The following is a 23484-nucleotide window of genomic DNA, read 5'->3' as shown; positions in this document are numbered from 1 at the left end:
TGACCGGTCATCTCACCCCAGGTAGTGCTCGCCTGGGCGGGGTAGTCGCTATCGGAGGGTGCTGCTGAAGCAGTGCGACTTCTGGGCCGTGGAACGAGCGACAGCCGCTTCGCTGTGCAGGGCCACCTCAACCAGGCGGTCTACCTGCAGTACGCCGAGCACGCCCGCTGGACGCTGCTCGAGGCAGCCGGCAGCCGGCATCCGCCAGCACGCGATGCAGGCGGCGGGCATCGGGCCGGTCGTGCTTGAGACCACGATCCGTTATCGCCGTGAGCTGCTGGCCGGCGACGAGGTGACGGTGTTGTGCGCGTTCGAGTCGTCCGGTGCCAAGACGTTCCGTGTCCACCAGCAGATCGTGCGCGCCGACGGCGTCCTGGCCGCCGAGGTCGAGGCCGTCGGTGGCGTTCTCGACCTCACGGCCCGCACGCTGGTCGCCGACCCGGCCGAGGCGATGCGAGCGCTCGCGTCGGACCCCGACCTGCTCGGCTTCTGACCTGCGTCCCGCTCGTCGCCGCTCACCGGTTCTTGTAGACGTGGGCCCGGTGCTCGATGCGGCCGATCCGAAGGACCTTGTCGTCCTCGTGGATCTCGAATGTCACCCGGTAGTCGCCGCGTCGGGCGACGTGCCAGCCCTCGAGCTCGTAGCGCAGGGGCTTGGAGAGGCGGTGGGGGTTGCTCGGGAGGGTGGCGGTGATGAACTCCACGACCGCGGCCGCGACCTTCTCCGGCAGCCGTTCGAGCGAACGGACCGCGCCAGGTGAGACTTCGACGCGCCAGGTCGGTGCGGTCACGAGAGGCCGTAGCGGCGGCGCAGCTCGTCACCGCTGACCACATCACCGGCCTCGAAGTCATGGCGAGCCTGCTGCAGCTCATCGACCGCGCCCGGTGTCGACAGAGCACGCAGTGTCTCGTGCAAGGACTCCAGGTCATCGGCCGACATCAGCACGGCGGCGTCGTGCCCGTGCTTGGTGATCCGGATGATCTCGTGAGTGGTCGCCGCGTCTTCGACGAGCGACGAGAGCTTGTCCTTGGCCTCGCTCAGTGCAACTGTCCGCATGGGCACATATTAGCCTGACTACCGGCCAATGGATAGCCAGATGTTTGGCCTTTCGCGACGTCTGAGCATCTCCGCGAGATCATCCCCGGAAACCGGCGACGCCGGCTCACGAGTGCCCGTGCCCGAGAAGTGCCCACTCGCGTCGCTTCTCAGGTCTGACGTGCTCGCCGGCCCGAGAAGTACCCACTCGCAGCACTTCTCAGGTTCGCGGTTAGCGCCCGGATATGGTCGCGTGATGACTCGCCGAGATGCCGTGAAGCTGCTGCTGATCCGGGCGATTGATCCACCGTCGGGTGCCGAGCGCTGGGCACCGGTCGGAGGCGGTATTGAGCCGGGCGAGACAACGCACGAGGCGGCTGCGCGCGAGGCGTACGAAGAGGCCGGCTTGATCGGGTTGGCGCCGGGTCCAGTGGTTTGGCTGCGCGACCACACTTACACCTGGGACGGGCGCGTCTTCGATGTTCACGAGCAGTGGTTGTTGTGCAAGGTCAAGACATTCGACCCGGTGCCCGCACAGCTCACGGCGTCCGAGGCAAGGAGTGTTCGGGGCTACCGCTGGTGGGCGGCTGCTGAGATGGCCGGGTCGTCGCGCACGTTCTTTCCGCCCGATCTTGGCACGCACTTCGAGATGCTCCTGGCCAATGGTGCGCCCGCTGTGCCCGTCGACATCGGGGCGCGCGGTTGACCTTCGGGTGGGTCGAGGGTTGAGAGTGGGCGGGTGATCGACCCCGAGCCGCTGCTGACGATCAGCTCGTTCGCCCGCCTCGTCGGCCTCAGCCCGAGCGCGCTGCGGTTCTACGACGACTGCGACCTGCTGCGTCCGTACGACGTCGACGCCCGCTCGGGCTACCGCTACTACTCCGCCGACCAGCAGCGGCGGGCGGTCATGATCCGGCGGCTGCGCGAGATCGACCTGCCGCTGCACGACATCCGGGCGGTGCTCGACGGCGACCGCGACGAGGCGGCCGCGCTGCTCCAGCGACATGCCGGTGAGTACGCAGGCCGCGCCCGGCGTACGGGCGACGTGGTCGCCGACCTCGTCGCCGGCCTGGCGGACGACGACACGACCGCGTCCACGGTGACCGTCGGTGGGCCAGAGCTCGCGAGCGCGATCCGTCAGGTGTCACCCGCGGCGGCGCGGATCGCGGATGTGCCTGCGCTGCAAGGGGTTCTGCTCGAGATCGACGGCGCTGAGCTGGCGGTCGTCGCCACCGACCGCTACTGGTTGGCGCTGCGCACGCTGCCCGCGTACGACATCGCCGGGCCCGTACGACGACTGCTCGTGCACGCGGACCAGCTCACCCGGGTGGCCGCCTGGGTCGCTCGCCACGACCGCGTCAGGCTGTGCGGCACCGACGCCGGCGCGACGATCGCCGCCGAAGGTGGCGACGAGTCGCTGCCGCTCGACCTGGTCGACGACGAGTTCCCCTCGTACAGAACGATCTTCGGCGGACTGCCGACCTGGACGAGTCGGGTGATCGTCGACCGGGCGGCGTTGCAGGACGCCCTCGACGCAGCGTCCGCCGACCGGCCGGTCGTGCTGTCGGTGGGCGCCGATCACCTCGACGTGTGCGCGGACGGCGAGGCGGGCGGCGTACGACTCGACGCGATCAACTCGGGTGCCGAGCTCGCGATCGCGTTCTCGCCGACCTTGCTCACAGCCGCGCTCGCGGCCAGCGTCGGCCCGGACGTCCTGCTCGAGATGTCCGCGGAGGACCGACCCGTCGTCGTACGGTCCGCCGACCAGGGGACGTTCACGACGCTGGTGATGCCCGTGCGTCGCGAGGAGAACGAGGTCAGCTGACCTCGCGCGGGTCCCACTGCACGTCGCCGGTGACCGCGTCGGCCGCGTCGTCGTCGGAGGCGTCGCCCTCGACGGGGACGGCAACCGCCTCGGGCGCCACCGGCGCCGGGGCAGCACTCAGACCCGCGGGGCGGGCTGCAGGCGCCGGCCGGTCCGGCTTGGGCAGCTCGGTCAGCGCGTCGACCTGCTCGGCGAGCGCGTCGAGCACGGCGCGCAGCTGCACCTGCGCCACACGCGCATAGGTGCGGACGTACTCGACCTCCGAGACGACCGGCTCGGGAGCCGCCGCACCGGACGCCGAAGCCGCCTCGGCCGCTGTCGCGTCGGCCGAGGCCGCACCGGCTGCCGTCGCTCCGGCTGCCGTCGCCCCGGCCGAGGTCGCACCCTCGACGTCCTCGGCGGTCTGAGCGGCCTTCTCCTCGGCACGCTCGAGGATCTCGCGATACTGGCTGCGCGCCGTCATCATCAGGTCGCGGGAGTACGTCTCGGCGTCGGCGATGCACTTGTCGGCGATCAGCTGGGCCTGGCTGAGCAGCCCGACCGCGTCGACGCGGATCTCGTCGTTGTCCTGGCCGCCGATCTGGTCGCGTGCCTGGGCGAGGTCGGCCCGCAGCGCGGTGCGCTCGTGCTCGGCGGCATCGAGCACGCCACGCAGCTGCTCGACGAACGCGTCGACCTCGTCCGGGTCGTAGCCGTCGCCCGAGCGGGCGAACGTGAGCTCGTCCAGCACCGGCAGGCTGACGCGCTCGGGGCGCTGCGGGCCGGAGTCGAAGAACAGTGGCGTGTCCGACATGGTCATGACTGGTCACCCGATTCGTTGTGCACGTCTGAGGAACTGCGGTCTGCGTCCGGTGTCGAGAACTGCTCGTACCGGATGTCGGCGCGGTCGAGACCGGTGGCCGCGAGGCGGTCGACGGTGTGTCGCACCATGTCAGGAGAGCCGCAGACGAGGGCGACGTGGCCGCTCCAGTCGCGGTCGCGAGCGGCGACGTCGCCGACGAGCCCGCGCTCGCCGGGGTAGGTCGGGTCGTCCGAGACGACCGGTGTGTAGTCGAACCACTCGCGTGACGTGAGCTGGGTGAGCAGGTCGTGCTCGTAGAGGTTCCACGGCAGCCGAGCCCCGTGGAACAGGTGCACACGAGGCGCCTCGCCGGTGCGCTGCCAGTGGTGGTCGATGCGTTCGAGGTGGGCGCGCAGCGGCGCGAGCCCGGTGGAGGCTGCGACCATCACGAGCGGCCGGAGGTCGTCGGCGGGGAGGGTGAGCTCCTGACCGATCGGCGCGCCGAGCCGGACCGTGTCACCCACCTTGACCGTCTTGACCATCGTGGCGCTGACCTGGCCGCCCGGGACCCGTTGCACGTGCAGCTCGAGGGTGCCGTTGCGGCGCGGTGCGTTGGCCGGGCTGAGGTAGCGCCACAGCCGCGGCAGCCGGGCGAGCTCGACGGCCATCGACTGGCCGGGCTCGAACTCCATCCGCTGCGTGGGCCGCACCTGCAGCACGGCCACGTCGAGCGAGCGCCGGTCGACGTCGACGACCTCGGCGTCCCACGCGGACGGGCTGTGCTCCTCGGACTCCTCGGCGGCCTGCACCATGACCTTCGCGATCAGGCCGTACGCCGCAGCCCAGTCCGCAGCGACCTGCGGTGTCCACTCGGCGCCGAGGAAGTGCTCGAGCGTCGCGAGCAGTGAGGCGCCGACGGCGCCGTAGTGGTCGGCGACGACGTGGAAGCGGCGATGGTCACGGCCGAGCTGCTGGATGAACTCGGTGACCTCGTCGAGCTGGTCGACGTTGCTGACGATGCGTCCGAGCGCGCCGACGAGCCGGTCGCGCTGGGTCGCCATCGACACCGGGAACATCGCGCGCAGCTCGGGGTGAGCGATGAACAGGTGCGAGTAGAAGTACAGCGGCACCTCGTCGCCGGCCTTCTCGGCCAGCCCCCAGGTGTGCTTGAGGGCTTCGGTGTCCACGCGTCAGTGCGCGTCGGCGGTGACGATGTCCGGCTGCGTCTGGCCGAGCGCGGCGACGACTCGGTCGATGATCTCCTGCGGCACGTCGAACTCGTGCAGGGCGGCGACGAGGTGCTCGACCACCGCGGCGAAGTGCTCGGAGCGGATGGGCATCTCGGCGTGTGCGGCGCGCAGCTCGCGGCCGTCGTACTCGGCGGGGCCACCCATGACCTGCGAGACCATCAGCACCTGATGGCGCTTGAGGCTGGTCATGTCGATGCCCTCGAAGAACGGGGCCAGGCTCGGGTCGCCGACGATCAGCTCGTAGAAGCGGTTGACGACGGCCTTGATGGCGGGGGCTCCGCCGACGGCGTCGTAGTCGCTCTGGACGTGCTCGGTCATCGGTGCTCCGCATCTCGAGGGGGGGACGGCCGCCGCGATCCTCCCAAGGCACGGCGACACCGGATCGACCGGCCCGTCGATCCTTGCCTCTCGGCGAGGCGGCGACGGCACATTTGACCAATCCCTTACTCAATATTCGGCATTGGGGCATCTGCAGATCAGCGATCGGCATGCCGACGGTCAGTCAGGTAAGGTCACCCTCACTTCGACTGACAGGAGCGCCCGTGCCCAGGCCGTACGACGTCGTCCGTGACCAGCACGGCATCCCGCACCTGCGCGCGGAGTCCGTGGCCGACCTGGCGTACGCCCAGGGCTACGAGACCGTGCGCGACCGTGCCTGGCAGCTCGAGATCGAGCGGCTGCGTGGTGAGGGGCGCGTCGCGGCGCTGCTCGGTGCGACCGGTCTCGACTGGGACGTCTTCGCCCGCCGTGCCGTCCTCGACGAGACCGCGCGCTGCGCCCACGAGGCGCTGAGCGACGAGACCAAGGCGTGGGTCGCGGCCTACGTCGAGGGTGTCGACGCGGCGTACGCCGACGGGCTGAGCGCCCCCGAGCTGCGCGAGCACGGCGCCGAGGTGCGGCCGTGGTCGCCGTGGACGCCGCTCACGATCTTCCTCGTGCAGCACATCCTGTTCGGCAGCTACCCGAGCAAGCTGTGGCGTCGCCAGGTGCTCGACGCGCTCGGTCCCGACGGCCTGACGATGCTCGGCCGCGACGAATCCCTTTCTGGTTCCAACGCTTTCGGCGTCGGCTCTGCTCGTACGACGGCCGGCGCGCCGCTCGTCGCGGGCGACCCGCACCGCATCTTCGAGGCGCCCAACGTCTACGCGCAGGTGCACCTGTCGTGCCCGGCGTTCGACGTCGCAGGCTTCGCGTTCCCGGGTGTGCCCGGCGTCCAGCACTTCGCCCACGCGGGTGACGTCGCCTGGGCGGTCACCAACGCGATGGCCGACTACCAGGACCTCTACGACGAGCACCTCACGCGTCGCGGCGACGAGGTGTGGGCGGCCGGCCCGGACGGCGAGGAGCCCGTACGCCGGTCGGTCGAGGTCGTCGAGGTCCGTGACGGCGAGCCGGTCGAGGTCGAGGTACTGGTCACCGAGCGTGGCCCGGTGATCCTCGGCGGACCCGACGTCGAGGCGCTCAGCCTGGCCACCCCCTCGCAGCGTGAGGGCGATCTCGGGTTCGACGCGCTCCTGCCGCTGCTGCACGCGAGGTCCGTGGCCGATGTCGAGTCGGCGCTGCAGCACTGGGTCGAGCCGGTCAACAACTTCGTCGTCGGCGACCGTGCAGGTGCGCTCGTGCACCTCGTCGCGGGGCGCGTACCCGAGCGTCCGATCGCCAACCGGATCGCGCCGGTCCCGGTCGAGAACCATTGGGACGGTTACGTTCTCGACCTCCCACGGTTCGAGTCCGATGGTGATGGCGCGCTCGTCACCGCCAACGACCGCATCGATGCGTCGTACGACCGGATCAGCTCCGACTTCGCCGGCCCGTTCCGAGCCGGGCGCATCGCCGACCTCCTCGACGGGCGCACCGACCTCGACGCCCAGGCCGCCGTCGAGACGCTCATGGACGTCGAGCAGACCCAGGGCGCAAGGCTTCTCGAGCTCATCGAGGCCCAGTCCGACCTCGACGCGGGCGCGGCCGTCGTACGCCGGCGCCTCCTGGCCTGGGACCGTCGCATGACCGCCGACAGCACTGAGGCAGGGCTGTTCGTCGCTGTTCGCGAGGCCGTGATCAGCCGCATCTGCGCGACGCCCGAGGTCGCGTCGCTGGGGGACGCCCACCGCTTCGGGGCGTTCTACGCGCCGTGGTGCTCGCTGCCCGCGCGGGTCGCGACCGCGCTGCCGGGCCTGCTCGCACGCGAGCGGGTGCTCAGCATCGAGGTCGGAGAGCTCGTCCGCTCCGCTCTGGCCGACGTCGCCGCCGGACCACCGCCGCGGCCGTGGGGTGAGTCCCACCGCTTCCACCCGTCGCACGCGTACGAGCAGCTCGGGCTCCCGTACGCCGGCCGCGCACCCTGGGGTGAGGGCCTCGGCGGCGACTCCGACTGCGTCGCGTGCACCGGCTGGGTCCCGGGCTCACAGCTCACCTGGCGAGGCTCGGTCGCGCGCTACGCGTGGGACCTCGCCGACCGCGACGCGAGCCTGTGGGCAGTGCCGCTCGGAGCGTCCGGCGACTTCGAGAACGCCCACAGCATAGACCAGTTCGAGGCCTGGACGTCCGGCGCGGTGCCGGTCGTCACCGACTGGGCCACCTTGGAAGGACTCCGATGAGCAGCACCGTCGACATCGCTGTCGTCCCGGTCGAGGCCGACCGCGACGCCGAGCTGATCCACTCCTGGACCTCGCAGGAGCGCGCGGTCTTCTGGGGCATGCTCGACAAGCCGGTCAAGGAGGTGCGCGACATCTACGCCTGGATCCAGGAGCAGCCGCACCTGGCGGCGTACCTCGTGCACGCCGACGGCGCACCCGTCGCGCTGTTCCAGACGTACGACCCGTTCGTCGACGAGATCGGTGAGTTCTACGACCGCAAGGCGGGCGACGTCGGTATCCACCTGCTCATCGGCCCCGGCAAGCGCGGCCCCGGGGTGAGCGCTGCACTGCTGCAGGGGCTCGCCGACTGGGTGTGGAGCGACCCGGCGCACGCGCGCATCGTGTTCGAGCCGGACGCCCGCAACGACAAGAGCGTCGCGGTGCTGCACCGGCTCGGTGCCGAGATCGGTCCGCAGGTCGACCTGCCCCACAAGCGGGCGCAGTTCGGGTTCCTCACCCGCGAGGCGTGGTTCTCGGGTCGACGCTGAGCACCTGACTCAGTCGGCCATCCAGAAGAACACCGCGGTCATCCGCCGCTCCAACGGGTGGGTGCCGCAGTAGGCGCTCGCGCTGTGGATCATGTTCGCGCGATAGAGCAGCAGGCGGTTGAACCGGTTGTCGACGCGCACGTCCTCGACGAACGTCTCGGGCGGCACGAACCGCGTGCCGAGCGCGTCGACGAGGTTCTGGTGCGGTGCGACCACGGTGTTGCCGGCGAGCGTGCCGTCGGGCATCCGCTGCCGGTAGAACCCGGTGCCGCAGCGGGCCGGCGCGTCGGGGGTGAGGAAGAGCACCGCGGCGTAGCGGCACAGCGCCCGCGAGTCGGTGTGCGGTTTGACGTGGCCCTCGCTGTGGCCGACGAGCTGGACGCAGTTGTGGTTGAGCCGGCCACCGCCGGGCGTCTCCTGCACCCAGAGCCGCTGTGCACCGGTCAGCGCCCGGACCTTCGCCTCCACGACGGCGAGCTCATCGAGCTCCAGACAGGGGATCGCGCGCATCCCGGGCCACACCTCGTCGGTGTACGGCGCGCCCCGCTGCCAGGTCTTCTTCGCGACGCAGCGGTCGCGGACGGCGCCGGGGTCGGGCAGCGCGTCGTCGACGACGCAGTAGTTCTCGCCGAGGACGGGTGCGGCGTACGGCAGAGCCTGCATCGGTGTCGTGACAAGCGGGTTCGACGCCATGAGGTGCTCCCCGGGAGGTGGCGGGCGACAGCGCAGCGCCCGCGAACCTATGGCCGCCCGGCTCCGGCACCCCGTGACGGATGTCATGAATCACGCCCCGGGAGTGGGGCGGGGGAGGTCGGGTCAGGCGTCGGAGAGCGTCATCGCGGCGAGCCGTCGTGCGGCGAGCACCACGCCGACGACCAGGGCGACGGCAGCGGCGACCACGGCGTAGGCGACGGGCACGGCGGGTGCCTTGGCCGAGACCGACGAGATCGCCTCGACGGTCGAGGTGCCCCACGCGCGCGCCGACAGCCAGCGCACCGGACCGACGAGCGATGAGATCGTCGACTCCCAGACCAGCCAGTAGATCAGGCAGGCGATCACGCTGCGCTGCAGCACGGTCATCAGGACGGTGAAGAGCCCGACGTAGGCGACGCCGGAGACGAGTCCGCCTGCGAGCGCGCCCACCGCGACCTTGTCGGCGCCGCCGACCAGGGTGATGCCGGCGACCCACAACGGGATCACACCGCAGGCGACGACCGCGAACAGCGCGACGAGCGCCTTGCTCGCGATGATCGACAGCCGTGAGACCGGCTTGGTGAGCAGGTAGATGATCGAGCCGTCGTCGAGCTCGGCGTTGATGAGGCTCGCGGTCGAGACCAGCGCGAGCACCGGGATGACGATGCCGATCCCGAAGACCTTCAGGAACGACTCGGCGTTGCCGTTGTCGGGGCTGCCCGTGGCGGTCAGCAGCGCGGCGAGGCCGACGAGCACGACGGGCAGCGCGAGCAGGAGCAGCAGCCGCGACCGGCCGAACAGCGACTGGAACGCGAGGCGGATGATCGGCGTACTCATCACGCACCGACCAGGTAGCCGAAGACGCTCTCGAGCGAGTCGTCGGTGGGCGTGAGCTCCAGGATGCGGATGCCGTGCTCGCGGGCGGCGCGCGGCAGCATGTGCCCGAACTGGCCGAGGTCGTCGGTCTCGACCTCGAGCGCCTTGTCGCCGCGCAGTCGTACGCCGCGCACCGAGGTGTCGGCGAGCAGCAGCGTCGCGAGGAGCCGGTTGTCGGAGGAGCGCACGAGGTACTGGTTGGGCCGGTCGGTCATCATCCGCCGGATCTGGGCGAAGTCACCGGACGCGGCGTGCCGGCCGGCGACGACGACCTCGACCTGGCGGGCGATCTGCTCGACCTCCTCGAGGATGTGCGAGCTGAACACGATGGTGCGGCCCTGCTGGGCCAGGTGGGTGAGCAGGTCCATCATCTGCCGGCGGCGGATCGGGTCCATACCGTTGAACGGCTCGTCCAGCAGCAGGATCGCGGGGTCGTGCACGAGCGCCGAGGCGACCTTGATGCGTTGGCGCATGCCCTTGGAGTAGGTGCTGATCCGCCCGTCCTTGGCCTCGGCCATCTCGACGAGCCCGATCGCGCGGGCCGTCGCCGCGGCGGGGTCGGGCACACGCTGCAGGTCGGCGTTGAGGCGCACGAACTGCTGGCCGGTGAGGTAGTCGTACAGGTCTTCCTGGACGGGTACGAGCCCGATCTGTCTGTACGCCGCGACGTCTCCCCGCACGGGCTGTCCGTTGATGGTGACGGTGCCGACCGAGGGCGGCAGGAGCCCGGCCATCATCGACAGCAGCGTCGACTTGCCGGCGCCGTTGGGGCCGAGCAGGCCGGTGATGCCAGGGCCGATCGTCATGGTCACGTCGTTGACGGCGACGACGTTGCCGTACCAGCGCGACACCTCGTGCAGCTCGAGCACGCTGAGGCCTGAGGTGCTCACAGGGAGGCCGCCTTTCGGGTGCGGGCGAGCAGGATGAGCGTGGGGATGACGATCCACGCGAGCGAGGCGAGCGCGAAGAACGCCGTCCAGCCGGCGCTGTCGGGCTGCGGGAGCACGTCGATCGGGGTGCGCTGGTCGAACAGCCCGCTGACCAGGCCGGCCACACAGCTGAACGGGTTGAACGCCGCGGCGATCCAGCCGCCGGTGCGGCTGCCCTGGTCGTAGGCGGCGCCCATCATCGCGGTGGTCACACCGGACAGCAGCATCATGACGACGATCACGCCGGTCGCCGAGAGCCCGGCCCGGGTGGTGAGCGACGAGACCATCGCCGACAGGGCGGACAGCAGCAGGGCCAGCACGAGCGAGCCGACCATCGCCGCGAGGTAGGCCTTGGTGTGCTGACCGCGCGGCATGTCCGAGCTCATCGCGACGGCGTACCAGATCGTGAGGGGCACCGCGATGATCGCGAACACGGCCGTCGTGAGCGCAGCCAGGCGCACCAGGACGAGCACGGTCCGCGACAGCGGCCGCGCGAAGTAGAGCACGATCGTGCGATATCTCAGGTCGCGCGCGAACAGCACCGGCGCCTGACCGGCGACGAAGATCGTGAGCAGCAGCTGGGTCCAGTACGGGTAGCCGAAGTAGGTCGACAGCGGTCCGAACAGATCGGCCTGGTCCTGCAGCGACATCTTGTTGAGCTGGATGATGATGCCGGCGAGCACCAGCGCCGGCACCAGCATGATCAGCGTGATGAGCCAGGGCAGCACCTTGGACTTGCCGGTGCGGCCGAGCCCGAACGCATGCCGCAGCGAGGTGGCGTACAGCGAACCGGCGACCTGACCCGTCGTACGCCGGCGCCCGGTGAAGCCGCGGTAGCCGAGGTCGTGGATGACGCCGCGGGGCTGGCCGCTCATGCGGGCGCTCCTTGCTGGTGGAAGACCTCTTCGAGGGTGTGCCGGATCTCCTGGATGCGCACGAGCCCGAGGTCGAGGTCGACGACGGTGTCGCGGACGACGTCGAGCTGGGCGGGGTCGCTGATGCGTACGGCGACCTTGTCGCCCTGCGGCCAGGCCTGCAGTCCGCGGTCGAGGAGTGCCTGCCCGATGCGCTGGTCGGAGCCGGACGGGCCGAGCACCTCGACGAGCACGTCGCCGGTCGAGTGGGTGAGGTCGGAGGTGGCCGACGCGCGCAGCAGCCGGCCGGAGTCGATGACCACGACGTGGTCGGCGGTGCGCTCGAGCTCGCCCAGCAGGTGGCTGGTCACGGCCACCGAGATGCCGAAGGAGTGGCCGATCGTGCCGATCAGCTCGAGCATGTCGTCGCGGGCGCGCGGGTCGAGACCGTTGGTGGGCTCGTCGAGCAGCACCAGCCGCGGGTCGTGCACGATCGCCTGCGCGAGCTTGGCGCGCTGCTTCATACCCGTGGAGTAGCCGCCCATCGGCCGGTGGCGTTCTTCGGCGAGGCCGACGTGACGCAGCACGTCCGAGGTGCGCTCGCGGGCGGCGGCGCGGGGCAGTCCCGACATCATCGCCATGTGCATGACGAACTCAGCGGCGCTCACATCGGCCGGGAGGCAGTCGTGCTCGGGCATGTAGCCGACGAGCTCGCGGATCTGGGGGCCGTGCGTCGTCGGGTCCATGCCGAGGACCTGCACCTGACCGCTCGTCGGTCGCAGCAGCCCGAGCAGCACCTTGATCAGCGTCGACTTGCCGGCACCGTTGACGCCGACGACGCCGGTGATGCCCTCGGGGATCTCGACGGTGAGTGCGTCCAGCGCCCGCACCCGCGGGTACTGGACGGTCAGCCCTTGTGTGCTCACGACCCCCATGGCGCACACCCTAAACGCCGCCGTACGCCGTGCGGGTGCGATGCCGCAGGTACGTTGCCTCGGGTGACGATCATCCGCATCCAGGACAAGACGCCCGCCATCGACGAGTCGACCTGGGTCGCCCCGAGTGCCACCGTCGTCGGCGACGTGACGCTCGGTGCCGAGGTCGGCATCTGGTACGGCGCGGTGGTGCGCGGCGACATCGAGTCGATCACCGTCGGCGCACGCTCGAACATCCAGGACAACTGCTCGCTGCACGCCGATCCGGGCAGTCCGTTGCGTGTCGGTGAGGGCGTCTCGGTCGGCCACAATGCGACGCTGCACGGCTGCACCATCGAGGACGACGTGCTGGTCGGCATGGGTTCGCGGGTGCTCAACGGCGCTGTCGTCGGCGCGGGTTCGCTCATCGCGGCCGGTGCCGTGGTGCCCGAGGGGTCGCAGATCCCGCCGGGCTCACTGGTCGCCGGAGTGCCGGCGAAGGTGCGGCGTGAGCTGACCGACGAGGAGCGTGCCGGCATCGAGCTCAATGGCGCGGCGTACGTCGACCTCGCCCGCGTGCACGCCGCGGGCGAGGTCGTCGACGGCTGACCTACAGGCGCGCCTGCTTGAGGGCCGCGGTCGCCATTCCCTTCTCTCCCAACGCATTCGGGTGCACTGGGACGGTCTGCGATGTGCCGAACGCCGGCTCGACCCAGCGGGTGCCGACCGACTGGCACGGCTAGCCGGAGATCGCGACCTTGGCGCCCGGGGCCTTGGCCTTGATGTCGTTGAGGCCCTTGACCAGTGCGGGGTAGGTGCTGGAGTTGATCTCGTCGGTGAACGTGCTGCCGTACAACGTCTTGCACGGACTGCCGAACCCGCCCGTCGCGATGCCGGCCGAACCGCACGCAAGGACCGCGCTGACGAACGTGTTGTTGTCGTTGCCGCCCATCGTGAGCGTGACGACGTCGGTGTCGGCGGTGACCGCGTCGAGCTGGGGCGCCAGGCCCGAGTACTGCGAGGACGTCAGGTCCTTGGTCTGCGCGGCGCCGCAGCTGACGTCGGTGAGTGCGTAGCCCTTGCTGGCCGCGATCACGTGCGACCAGTTCTGCGTCGACTGCATGCACAGCCCGTAGAAGTCGGTGTAGGGCGTGACGCCCGATCCTGCGCTGTAGCTGTCGCCGAGGTTGACGTACTTCACGGGGTCAGCGGCCGAGGCGGTGCTGCTGGTCGAGGCCACGACGCCTGCGGCGAGCAGGGCCGAGGCAGCGGTGGCGAGGGATCGGCGTACGAGGGGAGTGCGACGCATGGGGGAGGGGGGGATCTCCAGTGAGGTGAGGGGGCCGTACAGGAGCTACGCCTCCGTAACGTACTGAGATGTGACCCACGTCACGTCAGAAGCGACGTCATATTTCGGTCAAGCCAGTCAGCGTCAAGACGTCGGCCTGAGAACCGCCCACTCGACGCACTTCTCAGATCGGATGGCACGCCTGGGCCTGAGAACCGCCCACTCGGCGCACTTCTCAGCGTGCGGTCAAGGCTGATCGTCGAGAGCGCGACCCACGATCGCGGATGCGGTGCGGCCCAGGTCTGCGCACTCCTTCATGCTCGCCTCCGACGGCGTTCCCGCGCACTCGGCGTGAGCCTTGTTGTCCATGGATCCATCGATGCCCCACCAGATCTCGACGGGCATCGTGATCGGGATGGAGGTGGTTGTGTCGGCCATGGGCGTTCCTAGGAGAGGGCGAGGTCGCGCAGGCGGGTCTGGTAGGCGGCGTACGCCGCGCGCAGCTCGTCGCCGGGCCAGTCCGACGGCAGCAGGGCCGACGGCAGCAGCGGGTCGGTCGTCAGGTGGCGGACGGCCTGGGCGGCGACCGCGAGCTGCTTGACCGCAGAACGCCGTCCGCGCATGCCACCGAGCAGGCGGCGCGTCTCGGTCGCCCACGCGTCGAGGTCCCACAGGTCGAGGGCGAGCTGGGCGGCCTCTCCGGTCGGGCGCGAACGGAAGCAGGTGAGCACGGGGTTGTCGGCGTACGCCGGTGCGCGGCGCAGGTTGGCGGGTCGGGTCCAGACTCCCTCGCGCAGCTCGGCGAGCCGGGCGGTCTCGAGGTCGACGCGCAGTGCGGCGCGCTCGGCGCTGGAGCGGCCCGACACGACGACGACGGCCATCTCCCAGTCGCCGTCCCAGTCGGTCTCTGCGTCCTCGACGGCCTCGTCCTGGCGGTGCTGGCGCTCCAGCAGGCGCTCGCCGAGGTGGTAGCCGGCCGCGTCTCGGCTCAGCTCGCCCGCCGAGACGGCCCGGGTCAGCGCGACGCGCAGGGTCGCGGGCGAGATTCCGAGGTGCTCGCCCGCCTTGGTCAGCTGGCGGGCCGTCATCGGCTGCGGGTGGGCGCCGAGCAGGAGGCTCAGCACGACGGAACGTGCCGACAGGGGGCGGGGTTCGGCGTACGGCACGAGGCAGACTCTGCCACGAAAGTGCGCTACATCCGTGGACACAGTCGTCGGCGCGAGCGTAACGTCGTGGACATGACTCATGAGGTGCTCAACCAGGTGCCGCCGCTCGTCGGTCACAGCACAGCCGACGATCCGGCGCTCATCGAGGGGCTGCGGCGTGAGGGTGCGGCCTGGGCCGAGGACGAGGTACGCGAGGTCGGTCGCCTCGCGGGGTCGGCGCAGGCGCAGGAGTGGGCCGACCTGGTCGAGCATCACCCGCCAGTGCTGCGCACGCATGACCGCTACGGCCACCGCATCGACGAGGTCGACTACATCCCGGCCTACCACCAGCTCATGCAGACCGCCGTGAGTCACGGTCTGCACGCCGCGCCGTGGGCCGACGAGCGTCCGGGTGCTCACGTCGCGCGCGCCGCGAAGTTCATGGCCTGGTCGGTCGACGCCGGTCACGGCTGCCCCATCTCGATGACGTACGCCGTCGTGCCCGCGCTGCGCCAGAACCCTTCTCTCGCAGCGCAGTTCGAGCCGTTGCTCGTCAACCGCGAGTACGACTTCGGCCTGCGCGACCCGGCCGCCAAGCGTGGCCTGATCGCCGGCATGTCGATGACCGAGAAGCAGGGCGGCTCCGACGTCCGCGCCAACACCACGACCGCCACGCAGGTCGGCGACGGTGCGTACGCCCTCACCGGGCACAAGTGGTTCACCTCGGCGCCGATGTCCGACCTGTTCCTCACGCTCGCGCAGGCGCCGGGCGGTCTGTCGTGCTTCCTCGTACCGCGCGTCCTGCCCGGCGGCGACCGCAACGCGATGTCGTTGATGCGCCTCAAGGACAAGCTCGGCAACCATTCCAACGCCTCCTCCGAGATCGAGTACGACGGCGCGACGGGCTGGTTGGTCGGCGAGGAGGGGCGCGGCGTACGCACCATCGTCGAGATGGTCAACATGACGCGGCTCGACTGTGTGATCGGCTCGTCGATGGGCATGCGTTCGGCGCTCGTGCAGGCGACCCATCACGCGCGCCACCGGCGAGCGTTCGGCACGGCGCTCGTCGACCAGCCGCTGATGCGCAACGTCCTCGCCGACATGGCCGTCGAGTCCGAGGCTGCGACGACGACCATGATGCGCCTCGCTGGCGCCAACGACCTTGCGGTGCAAGGGGATTCGCAGGAGGGAGCGTTCCGACGCATCGCGCTCGCGGTGTCGAAGTACTACATCTGCAAGCGTGGGCCGGTGCTCGCGGGTGAGGCGCTGGAGTGCCTCGGCGGCAACGGCTACATCGAGGACTCCGGCTTGCCGCGCATCTACCGCGAGCTGCCGCTGCTGTCGATCTGGGAGGGCTCCGGCAGCGTCGCCGCGCTCGACGCGCTGCGGGCGATCGCCAAGGAGCCGCAGACCCTCGACGCGTTCTTCGACGAGGTCGAGCAGGCGAGCGGTGAGACCCGTCTGGACGACGCCGTCGCCCGGCTCAAGAAGGAGCTCACCGCGTTCGACGACATCGAGCTGCGGGCGCGGCGGGTCGTCGAGCTGATGGCGCTGGTGCTGCAGGGCTCCCTGCTCGTACGCCACGCGCCCTCCGCGGTCGCCGACGCGTTCTGCGCCTCGCGGCTGTCGCGCGACTGGGGCGGTGCGTTCGGCACGCTGCCGGCCGGGCTCGACCTCGGGCCGATCATCGACCGCGCCGTCGTCGAGGTCCCGACCGCCTGACTCCTTCGACGAAACGACCCGCCCTTTGCGAGACGACCCGCCGATGCGCGGGTCGTCTCGCAAAGGGCGGGTCGTTTCGGGGTTCACGGCAACGCCGAGCAGCGTTAACATCGTCGTATGGCGATGAATTTTGCTCCCTCCGACGCTCCGGTGGTGGCCGGCTCGGTCACGGTGTTCCACGCGCTGGGCGAGCCGTCGCGGATGACGATCCTGCAGCACCTGCTGCTGGGGGAGCACCGTGTCGTTGAGCTGACCGCCCACCTGGGTCTGGCCCAGTCGACGGTCTCCAAGCACCTGGCGTGCCTGCGCGACTGCGGGCTCGTCAGCGTCCGGCCGGTCGGGCGCGCCTCGGTCTATGCCGTGACCCAGCCCGATCTCGTACGCGACCTGCTGGCTGTCGCCGAGCGCCTGCACCATGCGACCGGCGGCGACGCGACCGCTCACCGGGGTGATCACTGATGGGCGCCGGGCACGACCACGGCGCGTCCGCACACGCCGGCGGACGTCATCGGTGGCGGCTCGCGCTGGCGTTCGGCCTGGTCGCGTCGTACTTCGTCGTCGAGCTCGGGTTCGGCCTCTGGTCGGGGTCGCTGGCGCTGCTGTCGGACGCCGGTCACATGGCCGCCGACGTCGTCGCCCTCGGCGCCGCACTGGTCGCCACCCGCATCGCCGCCCGCCCGGACACGACGGGGCGGCGGACGTACGGGTCCTACCGCGCGGAGGTCTTCGCCTCGGGGCTCACGGTGCTGCTCATGCTCGGCGCGGCGGCGTACGTCGCGTTCGAGGCGCTGGCCCGTCTTGGCGAGGACGTCGAGGTCACGACCGGCGCGATGCTTGTCGTCGGCGCAATCGGGTTGGTGGTCAACGTGATTGCGTTGATGCTGCTGCGCGGCGGTGCGTCCGAGAGCCTCAACGTCAAGGGTGCCTATCTCGAGGTGGTCGCCGACACCGTCGGCTCGGTCGGTGTCATCGTCGCCGGTCTGCTCGTCGCCGCCACCGGCAACGTCTGGTGGGACACCGGCATCGCGCTCGCGATCGCGGTGTTCGTCGCCGTCCGTGCGGTGATGCTCGCGCGCGAGGTGCTCGCCGTGCTCGGCCAGCACGCCCCTCGCGGCATCGAGCCCGACGAGGTCGACGGGCGGCTGCGGGCTGTCGACGGGGTGTGCGACGTGCACGACCTGCACCTGTGGACCCTCACCTCGGGCATGAACGTCGCCACCGCCCACCTCGTCACCCGGCAGGGCTCGCAGGCGACCGTCGTCCTCGAGCGCGCCCGCGTGCTGATGCGCGACGAGTTCGACATCGAGCACGCCACCCTCCAGGTCGAAGCCGAGAGCGCCCAGTGTGAGGAGATGTCCTGGTGACTCATCACCTCGCGCAGGTCAACATCTCCCGGCTCGCGGCGCCGATCGACAGCGCACAGCTCGCCGACTTCGTGAGCGCGCTGCGGCCGATCAACCGCGCCGCCAACCTGGCGACGGGATTCATCTGGCAGCCCGGCGAGGAGGGGGCGATCACCCTGGACGCGTTCGCCGACGACGTCGGTGACGGCGCGGGCATCGTCACCAACCTGTCCGTGTGGCGCGACGTCGAGTCGCTCAAGGCCTACGTCTACGGCACGGCCCACGGGCCGGTCCTGCGCCGTCGCCGCGAGTGGTTCCTCCCGATCGCCGAGGCGTACGCCGCGTGCTGGTGGGTGCCGCGCGGTCACCGGCCGACCGTGGTCGAGGCGCAGGACCGCGTTGCCCGGCTGCGCGCGGACGGCCCGACCGCGTACGCGTTCACCCTCAAGGACCCGGTGCCGCCGCCCGACTGAGCGTCAGGAGTAGCCGTCCGCCATCGCCCGTGCTCGGTCGCGCAGGGCGGTCCGCAACGACGCCGGCGTCAGCACCTGCGCCTGCGGGCCGAGCTGCCACAGCGCCCACTCGGCGTGCCAGGCGTCCTGATAGGTCACCTCCAGCTGTGACCACCCGTGGCCGGGCTGCTCGGCGCGCACGGCGACCGCGGTGCTGATCAGCTGGTCGCGTCGCCGGTCGGCAACCCGTACGTGCACGGTCAGATGGTCTTCCGACAAGAACTGTGCGCAGCGCTCGCGCCAGATGCGTTCGAGGTCAACGCTTTCGGGGCGATCGGCGACCTCGTCGAGCGCCTCTGCAGTCATGATCCGTGACAGACGATACGTGCGGTCCGCGCCCGACCGCGTGGCCAGCAGGTAGTCGACGCCGCGCACCGTCACCAGCCCGATCGGGTCGACCGTGCGCCACTGCGGTGCGGCGTCCCGCGCGGCGTACTCGATGCGCAGCCGGTGGCCGGTGAGCACCGCGCGGCGTACGGCCGTCATCGTCGCGGGTACGCCGGTCGCGGGCTCTTGGCGCGACAGCAGGTCGGTCTCCGGCTCGACGAGGAGGCGGGCCGCGGCGTCATCGGCGATCACCCGGTGCTGCTCGGGCAGCGCGTCGGCGACCTTGCGCAGGGCTGATGCGAGGGCCGGTCCGAGGCCGAACACGTCTGCGCCTGCTCGTGATCCGGACGTCAGCAGGGCGAGCGCCTCGTCGTGGTTGAGCCCCGTGAGCTCGGTGCGAAAGCCGGGCAGCAGGGCGTAGCCGCCGTGGCGACCACGCTCGGCGTACACCGGCACGCCTGCCGAGGACAGAGCCTCGATGTCGCGCAGCACGGTGCGGGTCGAGACCTCGAGCTCGCGCGCGATCGTGTCAGCGGTGAGCCGTCCTCGCCGACGCAGCAGGAGGACGAGCGAGACGAGCCGGTCGGCGCGCATGGCACAACCCTAGGCAGATATACGACACAAGGTGTCATGATTGACGACCAGTCTCGTGCTCGCGGGTCGCAGGTGACCCGCATTTCTCACCGACGAGAGGACGAGACGACATGGGTATCGAGCGCACGGCGGTCAACCCGGTGACGTGGTCGCTGGAGATGGGTTTCAACCAGGGAGAGCTGGTGTCCGGGCAGACGCGGACGCTCTACTGCTCCGGGCAGACCGCGATGAGCGCGGACGGCCGACCGCAGCACGAGGGCGACATGGCCGGGCAGCTGGCCCTGAGCATCGACAACCTCGAGGCTGTGCTCCGCGCAGCCGACATGAGCCTCGCTGATCTGGTGCGCCTGAACGTCTACACGACCGACGTCGACGCGCTCTTCCCGCACTACGGCGTGCTGGCGGGCAGGCTGGGCGCGGCGGGCGTGGCGCCGGCGACGACGATGCTGGGCGTGACGCGGCTCGCCGTCCCCGGGCAGCTCATCGAGCTCGAAGGCACTGCGGTCGCCTGAAATCACGCTGCGGCGGCGCCGGTCACGCTGCGAGCATGGGGCGCGTGATGATGCACGCCAACCAGATCGAGCTGACCGTCGCCGACGTGCGGACGCTGCTGCGCGACCAGCTGCCGCAGTGGTCCGACAGCGAGATCCGCCCCGTCTCGTCGCACGGCACTGTCGCTGCGCTGTTCCGGATCGGTGACGATCGGGTGGCCCGATTCCCTTTGGTACGAGGCGATTCCGTCGAGGTGGAGGCCGAGGTCAGACGTGAGCTCGACGCCGCGCGCCGCCTGGCGGGGCTGACCAGGTTCGCGACGCCCGAGCCGGTGGCGCTCGGTGAGCCCGCACCGGCGTACCCGCAGCACTGGGCGGTCTTCACCTGGCTGGACGGCGACGTGGTCACGTCGGCCGACGTGTCGGGCTCGGTCGAGCTGGCTCGCGACCTCGCCGAGTTCGTCACGCAGGTGCACGCCATGCCGACCGAGGGTCGCACCTTCGAGGGCGACCACCGCGGAGGCGTCCTCGGCGACCACGACGCGTGGGTGCGGCACAGCATCGACAACAGCCGCGAGCTGATGGACGCAGCCGCGCTCACGCAGGCGTGGGAGGAGCTGGTGGCCCTGCCGCGGGAGGCGCCCGACGTCTGGTGCCACCAGGACCTGATGCCGGGCAACCTGCTCACCGACGGCACGCACCTCACCGGGGTCATCGACGTCGGCATGCTGGGCGTCGCGGACCCTGCCGTCGACCTGCAGCCTGCGTGGAACCTGCTCGAACCCGTTGCGAGACAAGCGTTTCGGGATGCGCTCGATGTCGATGACCTGACCTGGGAGCGCGGCCGCGCCTGGGCGTTCGCGCAGGCGATCGGCTGCCTCTGGTACTACGTCGAGACCAACCCACCGATGTCGCAGCTCGCCCGTACGACGCTCGCGGCGCTCCTCGACGAAAGCCGCGGCTGACCGCTCAGGGGACGTCTCCGAACTCCGCGTGCAACGACGGCAGGAACGACGCGAGGTGGTTCATCTCGGCGGCGCAGTGCTCGACCATGTCGTGGCAGAGCGTGCTGGGTGTCAAACGCGAACCCACCACGGGCAGAACGCGATTGACGCCCGCGCGCACCGGCCCGGGCAGTGCGGAGAGTGCCCGACCCCGGACGCCGGGCGCGAGGGAACGGGCCGAGAGCGCCATGAGCTCGAAGTGCCGCAGGAAGAACCTGCTGCGCATCTCGCTCCCGCTGTCGGTGGGACGGACCTGGTGCACGAGCCAGCCGATGGCGACCGGCAGGTCGCTGAGCGTCACGCGCGCGCAGATGTGTGTCGTACCAACGCGATCGGCGAGTCCGAGGCTGCTCGGGTCGACGAAACGGATGGCCAGCCGGTGCAGGTCAGCGCCGATGTACTCGTCGACGTACGACACGTTGCCGATGTAGCGCTGGCGGTCGGTGAGCGTGCGGTCGCCGCTGCGGTCCTCGCCGATCGTCGTGAACTGGTGGGCGTCGGGGTGCCACAGCTTGTAGCGGGCGGTGTCGGTGGAGTGCCACCCGAACCACCAGTCCCACATCGAGGCGGTCACACCCGGCATGTCCGTCAGGGTCGACACGAACAGCACGCCGCCCGGCAGCTCGGCCCAGCCGGTCTCGAGCGGGTCGTACCCCGGACGTGAGAGGCGGGCGGACGCCTCGTCGACGTCGTACGCCAGTCGCGCGGGTGAGGGGCCGGCTGCCAGGACGTCGGGCACGTGCGGCTGCACGGGTGAGGTCGCGGTCGCCATGTAGCCGGCGAACGGCCGGTCGAGCTCGGTGCCGCGGTAGCCGAGGTGGCGCGGCTCGGTGCGGTACGCCGGCGGGAGCGGGCGGCGGTCGGCTGCGGTCAGCGCGTAGGAGGTCCGGGCCATGCCGCGCACGCTAGTTCAGGGCAGCCTTGGTTAACTGGAATGATTCCAAAAAAGGTGCCATGGTGGGTGCATCAGGTTCTTCCGAGGGAGAAGGAGAGACACCATGACCGACACTCTCAAGACCGAGGCCACGGTCCACGAGGCGAAGCCGCCGTTCCAGGCGTCCAAGCAGCTCGCCGCGCACCTGCAGGCCGTCCACGTCGACCTGATCGACCTGCACCTGCAGGGCAAGCAGGCCCACTGGAACGTCGTCGGCAAGAACTTCCGCGACCTGCACCTCCAGCTCGACGAGGTCGTCGACGCGGCCCGTGAGTTCTCCGACCAGGTGGCCGAGCGGATGCGCGCGGTCTACATCACGCCCGACGGTCGCGCGGCCATGGTCGCGAAGCAGACCAGCCTCAAGGAGTTCCCCGCCGACGAGGTCGACACCGGCGAGACCGTCGACCTGATCACCGCTGCGATCTACGCGACGGCCGGCACCGTACGCCGGGTGCACGACGACGTCGACGCCGAGGACCCCACGACGGCCGACATCCTGCACGGCGTCCTGGAGCGCCTGGAGCAGCTCGCTTGGATGATCGACTCCGAGAACCGTGTCGCCAACCGGAGCATCCCGCGCCCCGTGCACGAGTGACCGGGGGCAGCCGTCAGTCGAAGTACTGCACCAGGCAGAACACGTGGTCCTCGGGGTCGGCCATGACCATGACGACGCCCTCGTCGTAGTCGTGCCGCTCGCCGGTCGCCCGGCCCCCGAGGTCCTCGACCTGCCTACGTCCGGCCTCGATGTCGTCGACCCGGACGTCGAGGTGCAGCCGGACCTTGCCCTGCTGCGGCTCGGGCACCCGCTGGAAGTTCAGCCGAGGCAGCGGGTCGTCGCGTGAGCCGATCGTCGCCCAGTCGGGGCCCTCGTGCTCCTGCGTCAGCGGGCGGTCCAGGAGCGCGCTCCAGAACGCCGCGAGTCGCGCAGGGTCCGCGCAGTCGATGGTGACGCCCGTCCAGCTGTTCGCCATGCGCCCATCCTGACAACGCGCGGTGGTGGCGTTCACGAGATTTTCGAGCGGTTCACGTTGCGGAGTGCTCTGTGCGCGCCGGGCCGGGGCGACCTAGCCTGGTCGGCATGAGCGAACGCCGCAGGGTGATGTCCCAGGTCGACTGGGCGCCCGCTGACGCCTGCACCCTGCCGTCGGCCGACCGCCCACTGCGGGTCGGCGAGTTCGCCGTGCTCTTCGCCCAGCACCTCGCCGGTGTCGACGAGCTCGAGCCGACCCACGCGGTGATCCACCTCGACGGGGACGGCTCGCTCGCGGACGAGGTTCGGGACCTCGCTGACCGAGAGACGTCCTGCTGCTCGTTCTTCGCGTTCGACGTACGCCGGGCCCCCTCCGGCGAGGTGCTGCTCGACATCACCGTCCCGCCCGAGCGGGCGGACGTGCTCGCCGGCATGGTCAACCAGGCTCGGACGGCCGCAGAGTCTCGTGCGACCTCGGCTGCTGACGCCCACCGTCCCGCATCGCCACGCGTGGCGCCGATCCAGTGACGGTCGCCCGGTCGCTGCTGCTGTTCGTGCTCGCCGCACTGGCGGAGATCGGCGGCGCCTGGCTGGTCTGGCAGGGCGTGCGCGAGCACCGCGGCTGGCTGTGGATCGGCGCCGGCGTCATCGCGCTCGGTGCCTACGGCTTCGTGGCGACCCTGCAGCCGGACGCCCACTTCGGTCGCATCCTCGCGGCGTACGGCGGGGTCTTCGTCGCCGGCTCGCTCGCCTGGGGCATGGTCGTCGACGGCTTCCGCCCCGACCGCTGGGACGTCCTCGGCGCGCTCGTCTGCCTGGTGGGCGTCGCGCTCATCATGTACGCACCCCGCGGCGCCTGACCTCGACGCCGC

General features: G+C 70.6%; 31 protein-coding genes. 15 read left to right on the top strand and 16 right to left on the bottom strand.

Features of this window, described 5'->3' with window-relative positions; all coding sequences use genetic code 11:
* Nucleotides 1-58: 58 nt before the first annotated feature.
* On the top strand, nt 59-493 hold the full coding sequence (locus tag VV01_RS24680; RefSeq protein ID WP_331456459.1) for an acyl-CoA thioesterase: 435 nt from the start codon (nt 59-61) through the stop codon (nt 491-493).
* Nucleotides 494-515: 22 nt separating this feature from the next.
* Here the strand turns inward: VV01_RS24680 and VV01_RS16735 are convergent, their stop codons facing one another.
* Both VV01_RS16735 and VV01_RS16730 read right to left on the bottom strand, forming a co-directional pair.
* On the bottom strand, nt 516-791 hold the full coding sequence (locus tag VV01_RS16735) for a type II toxin-antitoxin system RelE family toxin (RefSeq protein ID WP_050670884.1): 276 nt from the start codon (nt 789-791) through the stop codon (nt 516-518).
* Entirely contained in the window at nt 788-1057 is a 270-nt protein-coding gene (locus tag VV01_RS16730) for a type II toxin-antitoxin system Phd/YefM family antitoxin (protein ID WP_050670883.1), read from the bottom strand. The genes VV01_RS16735 and VV01_RS16730 overlap by 4 nt, the downstream gene beginning before the upstream one ends.
* Before the next feature lie 253 nt (nt 1058-1310).
* Between VV01_RS16730 and VV01_RS16725 the strand changes: the two genes are divergently transcribed.
* Nucleotides 1311-1742: an NUDIX domain-containing protein gene (locus tag VV01_RS16725; RefSeq protein ID WP_050670882.1), complete on the top strand. Its 432-nt coding sequence runs from the start codon at nt 1311-1313 to the stop codon at nt 1740-1742.
* A gap of 33 nt (nt 1743-1775) precedes the next feature.
* On the top strand, nt 1776-2861 hold the full coding sequence (locus tag VV01_RS16720) for a DNA polymerase III subunit beta family protein (protein ID WP_050670881.1): 1086 nt from the start codon (nt 1776-1778) through the stop codon (nt 2859-2861).
* Here VV01_RS16720 and VV01_RS16715 read toward each other — a convergent pair.
* The 3 genes from VV01_RS16715 to VV01_RS16705 are packed head-to-tail and all read right to left on the bottom strand — an operon-like array spanning nt 2854 to nt 5210.
* Nucleotides 2854-3660, bottom strand: coding sequence for a DivIVA domain-containing protein (locus VV01_RS16715; protein ID WP_082221050.1), 807 nt, complete (start codon nt 3658-3660; stop codon nt 2854-2856). The two genes, VV01_RS16720 and VV01_RS16715, sit on opposite strands and share 8 nt — an antisense overlap.
* The gene (locus tag VV01_RS16710) at nt 3657-4829 is read right to left on the bottom strand and encodes a globin domain-containing protein (protein WP_050670879.1); all 1173 of its coding nucleotides are present in this window, start codon (nt 4827-4829) and stop codon (nt 3657-3659) included. Before VV01_RS16710 ends, VV01_RS16715 begins: the two co-directional genes overlap by 4 nt.
* A gap of 3 nt (nt 4830-4832) precedes the next feature.
* On the bottom strand, nt 4833-5210 hold the full coding sequence (locus VV01_RS16705; RefSeq protein ID WP_050670878.1) for a group I truncated hemoglobin: 378 nt from the start codon (nt 5208-5210) through the stop codon (nt 4833-4835).
* A gap of 224 nt (nt 5211-5434) precedes the next feature.
* On the opposite strand from VV01_RS16705, the gene VV01_RS16700 reads away from it, so the two are divergent.
* Both VV01_RS16700 and VV01_RS16695 read left to right on the top strand, forming a co-directional pair.
* Complete coding sequence (locus tag VV01_RS16700; protein WP_050670877.1) at nt 5435-7489, top strand: penicillin acylase family protein; 2055 nt, start codon at nt 5435-5437, stop codon at nt 7487-7489.
* Nucleotides 7486-8016 (top strand): GNAT family N-acetyltransferase, encoded by a 531-nt coding sequence (locus tag VV01_RS16695; RefSeq protein WP_050670876.1) that lies wholly within the window; start codon nt 7486-7488, stop codon nt 8014-8016. The genes VV01_RS16700 and VV01_RS16695 overlap by 4 nt, the downstream gene beginning before the upstream one ends.
* A gap of 9 nt (nt 8017-8025) precedes the next feature.
* On the opposite strand, the gene VV01_RS16690 is transcribed toward VV01_RS16695, so the two are convergent.
* The 5 genes from VV01_RS16690 to VV01_RS16670 all read right to left on the bottom strand — a co-directional run bounded on the left by VV01_RS16690 (nt 8026) and on the right by VV01_RS16670 (nt 12303).
* Nucleotides 8026-8709, bottom strand: a complete 684-nt coding sequence (locus VV01_RS16690) for a DUF6445 family protein (protein ID WP_050670875.1) — start codon at nt 8707-8709, stop codon at nt 8026-8028.
* 123 nt (nt 8710-8832) lie between these two features.
* Nucleotides 8833-9546, bottom strand: a complete 714-nt coding sequence (locus VV01_RS16685) for an ABC transporter permease (protein ID WP_050670874.1) — start codon at nt 9544-9546, stop codon at nt 8833-8835.
* Nucleotides 9546-10475 (bottom strand): ABC transporter ATP-binding protein, encoded by a 930-nt coding sequence (locus VV01_RS16680; RefSeq protein ID WP_050670873.1) that lies wholly within the window; start codon nt 10473-10475, stop codon nt 9546-9548. Before VV01_RS16680 ends, VV01_RS16685 begins: the two co-directional genes overlap by 1 nt.
* Nucleotides 10472-11389, bottom strand: a complete 918-nt coding sequence (locus tag VV01_RS16675) for a hypothetical protein (protein WP_050670872.1) — start codon at nt 11387-11389, stop codon at nt 10472-10474. The genes VV01_RS16680 and VV01_RS16675 overlap by 4 nt, the downstream gene beginning before the upstream one ends.
* Nucleotides 11386-12303 carry an ABC transporter ATP-binding protein gene (locus tag VV01_RS16670; RefSeq protein ID WP_050670871.1) on the bottom strand — a complete coding sequence of 306 codons (918 nt, stop codon included), beginning with the start codon at nt 12301-12303 and terminating at the stop codon, nt 11386-11388. The genes VV01_RS16675 and VV01_RS16670 overlap by 4 nt, the downstream gene beginning before the upstream one ends.
* Before the next feature lie 63 nt (nt 12304-12366).
* Between VV01_RS16670 and VV01_RS16665 the strand changes: the two genes are divergently transcribed.
* A complete protein-coding gene (locus VV01_RS16665) occupies nt 12367-12891 on the top strand; it encodes a gamma carbonic anhydrase family protein (protein ID WP_197275079.1) in 525 nt (174 codons plus the stop codon).
* A gap of 130 nt (nt 12892-13021) precedes the next feature.
* Here VV01_RS16665 and VV01_RS16660 read toward each other — a convergent pair whose 3' ends face one another.
* The 3 genes from VV01_RS16660 to VV01_RS16650 all read right to left on the bottom strand — a co-directional run bounded on the left by VV01_RS16660 (nt 13022) and on the right by VV01_RS16650 (nt 14736).
* Entirely contained in the window at nt 13022-13591 is a 570-nt protein-coding gene (locus tag VV01_RS16660; protein WP_050670869.1) for a GDSL-type esterase/lipase family protein, read from the bottom strand.
* A 225-nt stretch (nt 13592-13816) separates the two neighbouring features.
* Nucleotides 13817-14008: a hypothetical protein gene (locus tag VV01_RS16655; protein WP_050670868.1), complete on the bottom strand. Its 192-nt coding sequence runs from the start codon at nt 14006-14008 to the stop codon at nt 13817-13819.
* A gap of 8 nt (nt 14009-14016) precedes the next feature.
* Nucleotides 14017-14736: a PaaX family transcriptional regulator C-terminal domain-containing protein gene (locus tag VV01_RS16650; protein WP_050670867.1), complete on the bottom strand. Its 720-nt coding sequence runs from the start codon at nt 14734-14736 to the stop codon at nt 14017-14019.
* Nucleotides 14737-14808: 72 nt separating this feature from the next.
* On the opposite strand from VV01_RS16650, the gene VV01_RS16645 reads away from it, so the two are divergent.
* The 4 genes from VV01_RS16645 to VV01_RS16630 all read left to right on the top strand — a co-directional run bounded on the left by VV01_RS16645 (nt 14809) and on the right by VV01_RS16630 (nt 18253).
* A complete protein-coding gene (locus VV01_RS16645) occupies nt 14809-16437 on the top strand; it encodes an acyl-CoA dehydrogenase family protein (protein WP_082221047.1) in 1629 nt (542 codons plus the stop codon).
* Between the two features lie 123 nt (nt 16438-16560).
* Entirely contained in the window at nt 16561-16896 is a 336-nt protein-coding gene (locus VV01_RS16640) for an ArsR/SmtB family transcription factor (RefSeq protein WP_050671987.1), read from the top strand.
* A complete protein-coding gene (locus VV01_RS16635) occupies nt 16896-17801 on the top strand; it encodes a cation diffusion facilitator family transporter (protein ID WP_050670865.1) in 906 nt (301 codons plus the stop codon). Before VV01_RS16640 ends, VV01_RS16635 begins: the two co-directional genes overlap by 1 nt.
* The gene (locus tag VV01_RS16630; protein WP_050670864.1) at nt 17798-18253 is read left to right on the top strand and encodes a DUF3291 domain-containing protein; all 456 of its coding nucleotides are present in this window, start codon (nt 17798-17800) and stop codon (nt 18251-18253) included. The genes VV01_RS16635 and VV01_RS16630 overlap by 4 nt, the downstream gene beginning before the upstream one ends.
* 3 nt (nt 18254-18256) lie before the next feature.
* Here the strand turns inward: VV01_RS16630 and VV01_RS16625 are convergent, their stop codons facing one another.
* Nucleotides 18257-19213, bottom strand: a complete 957-nt coding sequence (locus tag VV01_RS16625) for a helix-turn-helix transcriptional regulator (RefSeq protein ID WP_050670863.1) — start codon at nt 19211-19213, stop codon at nt 18257-18259.
* A gap of 116 nt (nt 19214-19329) precedes the next feature.
* Here VV01_RS16625 and VV01_RS16620 point away from each other — a divergent pair, with 116 nt between their 5' ends.
* Nucleotides 19330-19725 (top strand): RidA family protein, encoded by a 396-nt coding sequence (locus VV01_RS16620; protein WP_197275197.1) that lies wholly within the window; start codon nt 19330-19332, stop codon nt 19723-19725.
* Between the two features lie 35 nt (nt 19726-19760).
* Nucleotides 19761-20669: an aminoglycoside phosphotransferase family protein gene (locus VV01_RS16615; RefSeq protein ID WP_197275077.1), complete on the top strand. Its 909-nt coding sequence runs from the start codon at nt 19761-19763 to the stop codon at nt 20667-20669.
* Nucleotides 20670-20673: 4 nt separating this feature from the next.
* Here VV01_RS16615 and VV01_RS16610 read toward each other — a convergent pair whose 3' ends face one another.
* Entirely contained in the window at nt 20674-21603 is a 930-nt protein-coding gene (locus VV01_RS16610; protein WP_050670861.1) for a DAPG hydrolase family protein, read from the bottom strand.
* Between the two features lie 103 nt (nt 21604-21706).
* Between VV01_RS16610 and VV01_RS16605 the strand changes: the two genes are divergently transcribed.
* Complete coding sequence (locus VV01_RS16605; protein WP_050670860.1) at nt 21707-22237, top strand: Dps family protein; 531 nt, start codon at nt 21707-21709, stop codon at nt 22235-22237.
* 13 nt (nt 22238-22250) lie between these two features.
* On the opposite strand, the gene VV01_RS16600 is transcribed toward VV01_RS16605, so the two are convergent.
* Nucleotides 22251-22613, bottom strand: a complete 363-nt coding sequence (locus tag VV01_RS16600; protein ID WP_050670859.1) for a VOC family protein — start codon at nt 22611-22613, stop codon at nt 22251-22253.
* A 107-nt stretch (nt 22614-22720) separates the two neighbouring features.
* On the opposite strand from VV01_RS16600, the gene VV01_RS16595 reads away from it, so the two are divergent.
* Both VV01_RS16595 and VV01_RS16590 read left to right on the top strand, forming a co-directional pair.
* Entirely contained in the window at nt 22721-23140 is a 420-nt protein-coding gene (locus VV01_RS16595; RefSeq protein ID WP_197275076.1) for a hypothetical protein, read from the top strand.
* Nucleotides 23137-23472, top strand: a complete 336-nt coding sequence (locus tag VV01_RS16590) for a YnfA family protein (RefSeq protein ID WP_050670857.1) — start codon at nt 23137-23139, stop codon at nt 23470-23472. Before VV01_RS16595 ends, VV01_RS16590 begins: the two co-directional genes overlap by 4 nt.
* Nucleotides 23473-23484: the final 12 nt, after the last annotated feature.

Source organism: Luteipulveratus halotolerans (genome assembly GCF_001247745.1).
Lineage (GTDB): Bacteria > Actinomycetota > Actinomycetes > Actinomycetales > Dermatophilaceae > Luteipulveratus > Luteipulveratus halotolerans.
This window is presented reverse-complemented; position numbering and strand designations above follow the sequence as displayed.

Bases quoted from the DNA above. Each gene is read 5' to 3' on its own strand.
- VV01_RS16730 (WP_050670883.1), bottom strand. From the start codon at position 1,057: ATGCGGACAGTTGCACTGAGCGAGGCCAAGGACAAGCTCTCGTCGCTC.
- VV01_RS16715 (WP_082221050.1), bottom strand. From the start codon at position 3,660: ATGACCATGTCGGACACGCCACTGTTCTTCGACTCCGGCCCGCAGCGC.
- VV01_RS16705 (WP_050670878.1), bottom strand. From the start codon at position 5,210: ATGACCGAGCACGTCCAGAGCGACTACGACGCCGTCGGCGGAGCCCCC.
- VV01_RS16695 (WP_050670876.1), top strand. From the start codon at position 7,486: ATGAGCAGCACCGTCGACATCGCTGTCGTCCCGGTCGAGGCCGACCGC.
- VV01_RS16690 (WP_050670875.1), bottom strand. From the start codon at position 8,709: ATGGCGTCGAACCCGCTTGTCACGACACCGATGCAGGCTCTGCCGTAC.
- VV01_RS16685 (WP_050670874.1), bottom strand. From the start codon at position 9,546: ATGAGTACGCCGATCATCCGCCTCGCGTTCCAGTCGCTGTTCGGCCGG.
- VV01_RS16675 (WP_050670872.1), bottom strand. From the start codon at position 11,389: ATGAGCGGCCAGCCCCGCGGCGTCATCCACGACCTCGGCTACCGCGGC.
- VV01_RS16670 (WP_050670871.1), bottom strand. From the start codon at position 12,303: ATGGGGGTCGTGAGCACACAAGGGCTGACCGTCCAGTACCCGCGGGTG.
- VV01_RS16660 (WP_050670869.1), bottom strand. From the start codon at position 13,591: ATGCGTCGCACTCCCCTCGTACGCCGATCCCTCGCCACCGCTGCCTCG.
- VV01_RS16655 (WP_050670868.1), bottom strand. From the start codon at position 14,008: ATGGCCGACACAACCACCTCCATCCCGATCACGATGCCCGTCGAGATC.
- VV01_RS16645 (WP_082221047.1), top strand. From the start codon at position 14,809: ATGACTCATGAGGTGCTCAACCAGGTGCCGCCGCTCGTCGGTCACAGC.
- VV01_RS16640 (WP_050671987.1), top strand. From the start codon at position 16,561: ATGAATTTTGCTCCCTCCGACGCTCCGGTGGTGGCCGGCTCGGTCACG.
- VV01_RS16635 (WP_050670865.1), top strand. From the start codon at position 16,896: ATGGGCGCCGGGCACGACCACGGCGCGTCCGCACACGCCGGCGGACGT.
- VV01_RS16625 (WP_050670863.1), bottom strand. From the start codon at position 19,213: ATGCGCGCCGACCGGCTCGTCTCGCTCGTCCTCCTGCTGCGTCGGCGA.
- VV01_RS16615 (WP_197275077.1), top strand. From the start codon at position 19,761: ATGGGGCGCGTGATGATGCACGCCAACCAGATCGAGCTGACCGTCGCC.
- VV01_RS16610 (WP_050670861.1), bottom strand. From the start codon at position 21,603: ATGGCCCGGACCTCCTACGCGCTGACCGCAGCCGACCGCCGCCCGCTC.
- VV01_RS16605 (WP_050670860.1), top strand. From the start codon at position 21,707: ATGACCGACACTCTCAAGACCGAGGCCACGGTCCACGAGGCGAAGCCG.
- VV01_RS16600 (WP_050670859.1), bottom strand. From the start codon at position 22,613: ATGGCGAACAGCTGGACGGGCGTCACCATCGACTGCGCGGACCCTGCG.
- VV01_RS16595 (WP_197275076.1), top strand. From the start codon at position 22,721: ATGAGCGAACGCCGCAGGGTGATGTCCCAGGTCGACTGGGCGCCCGCT.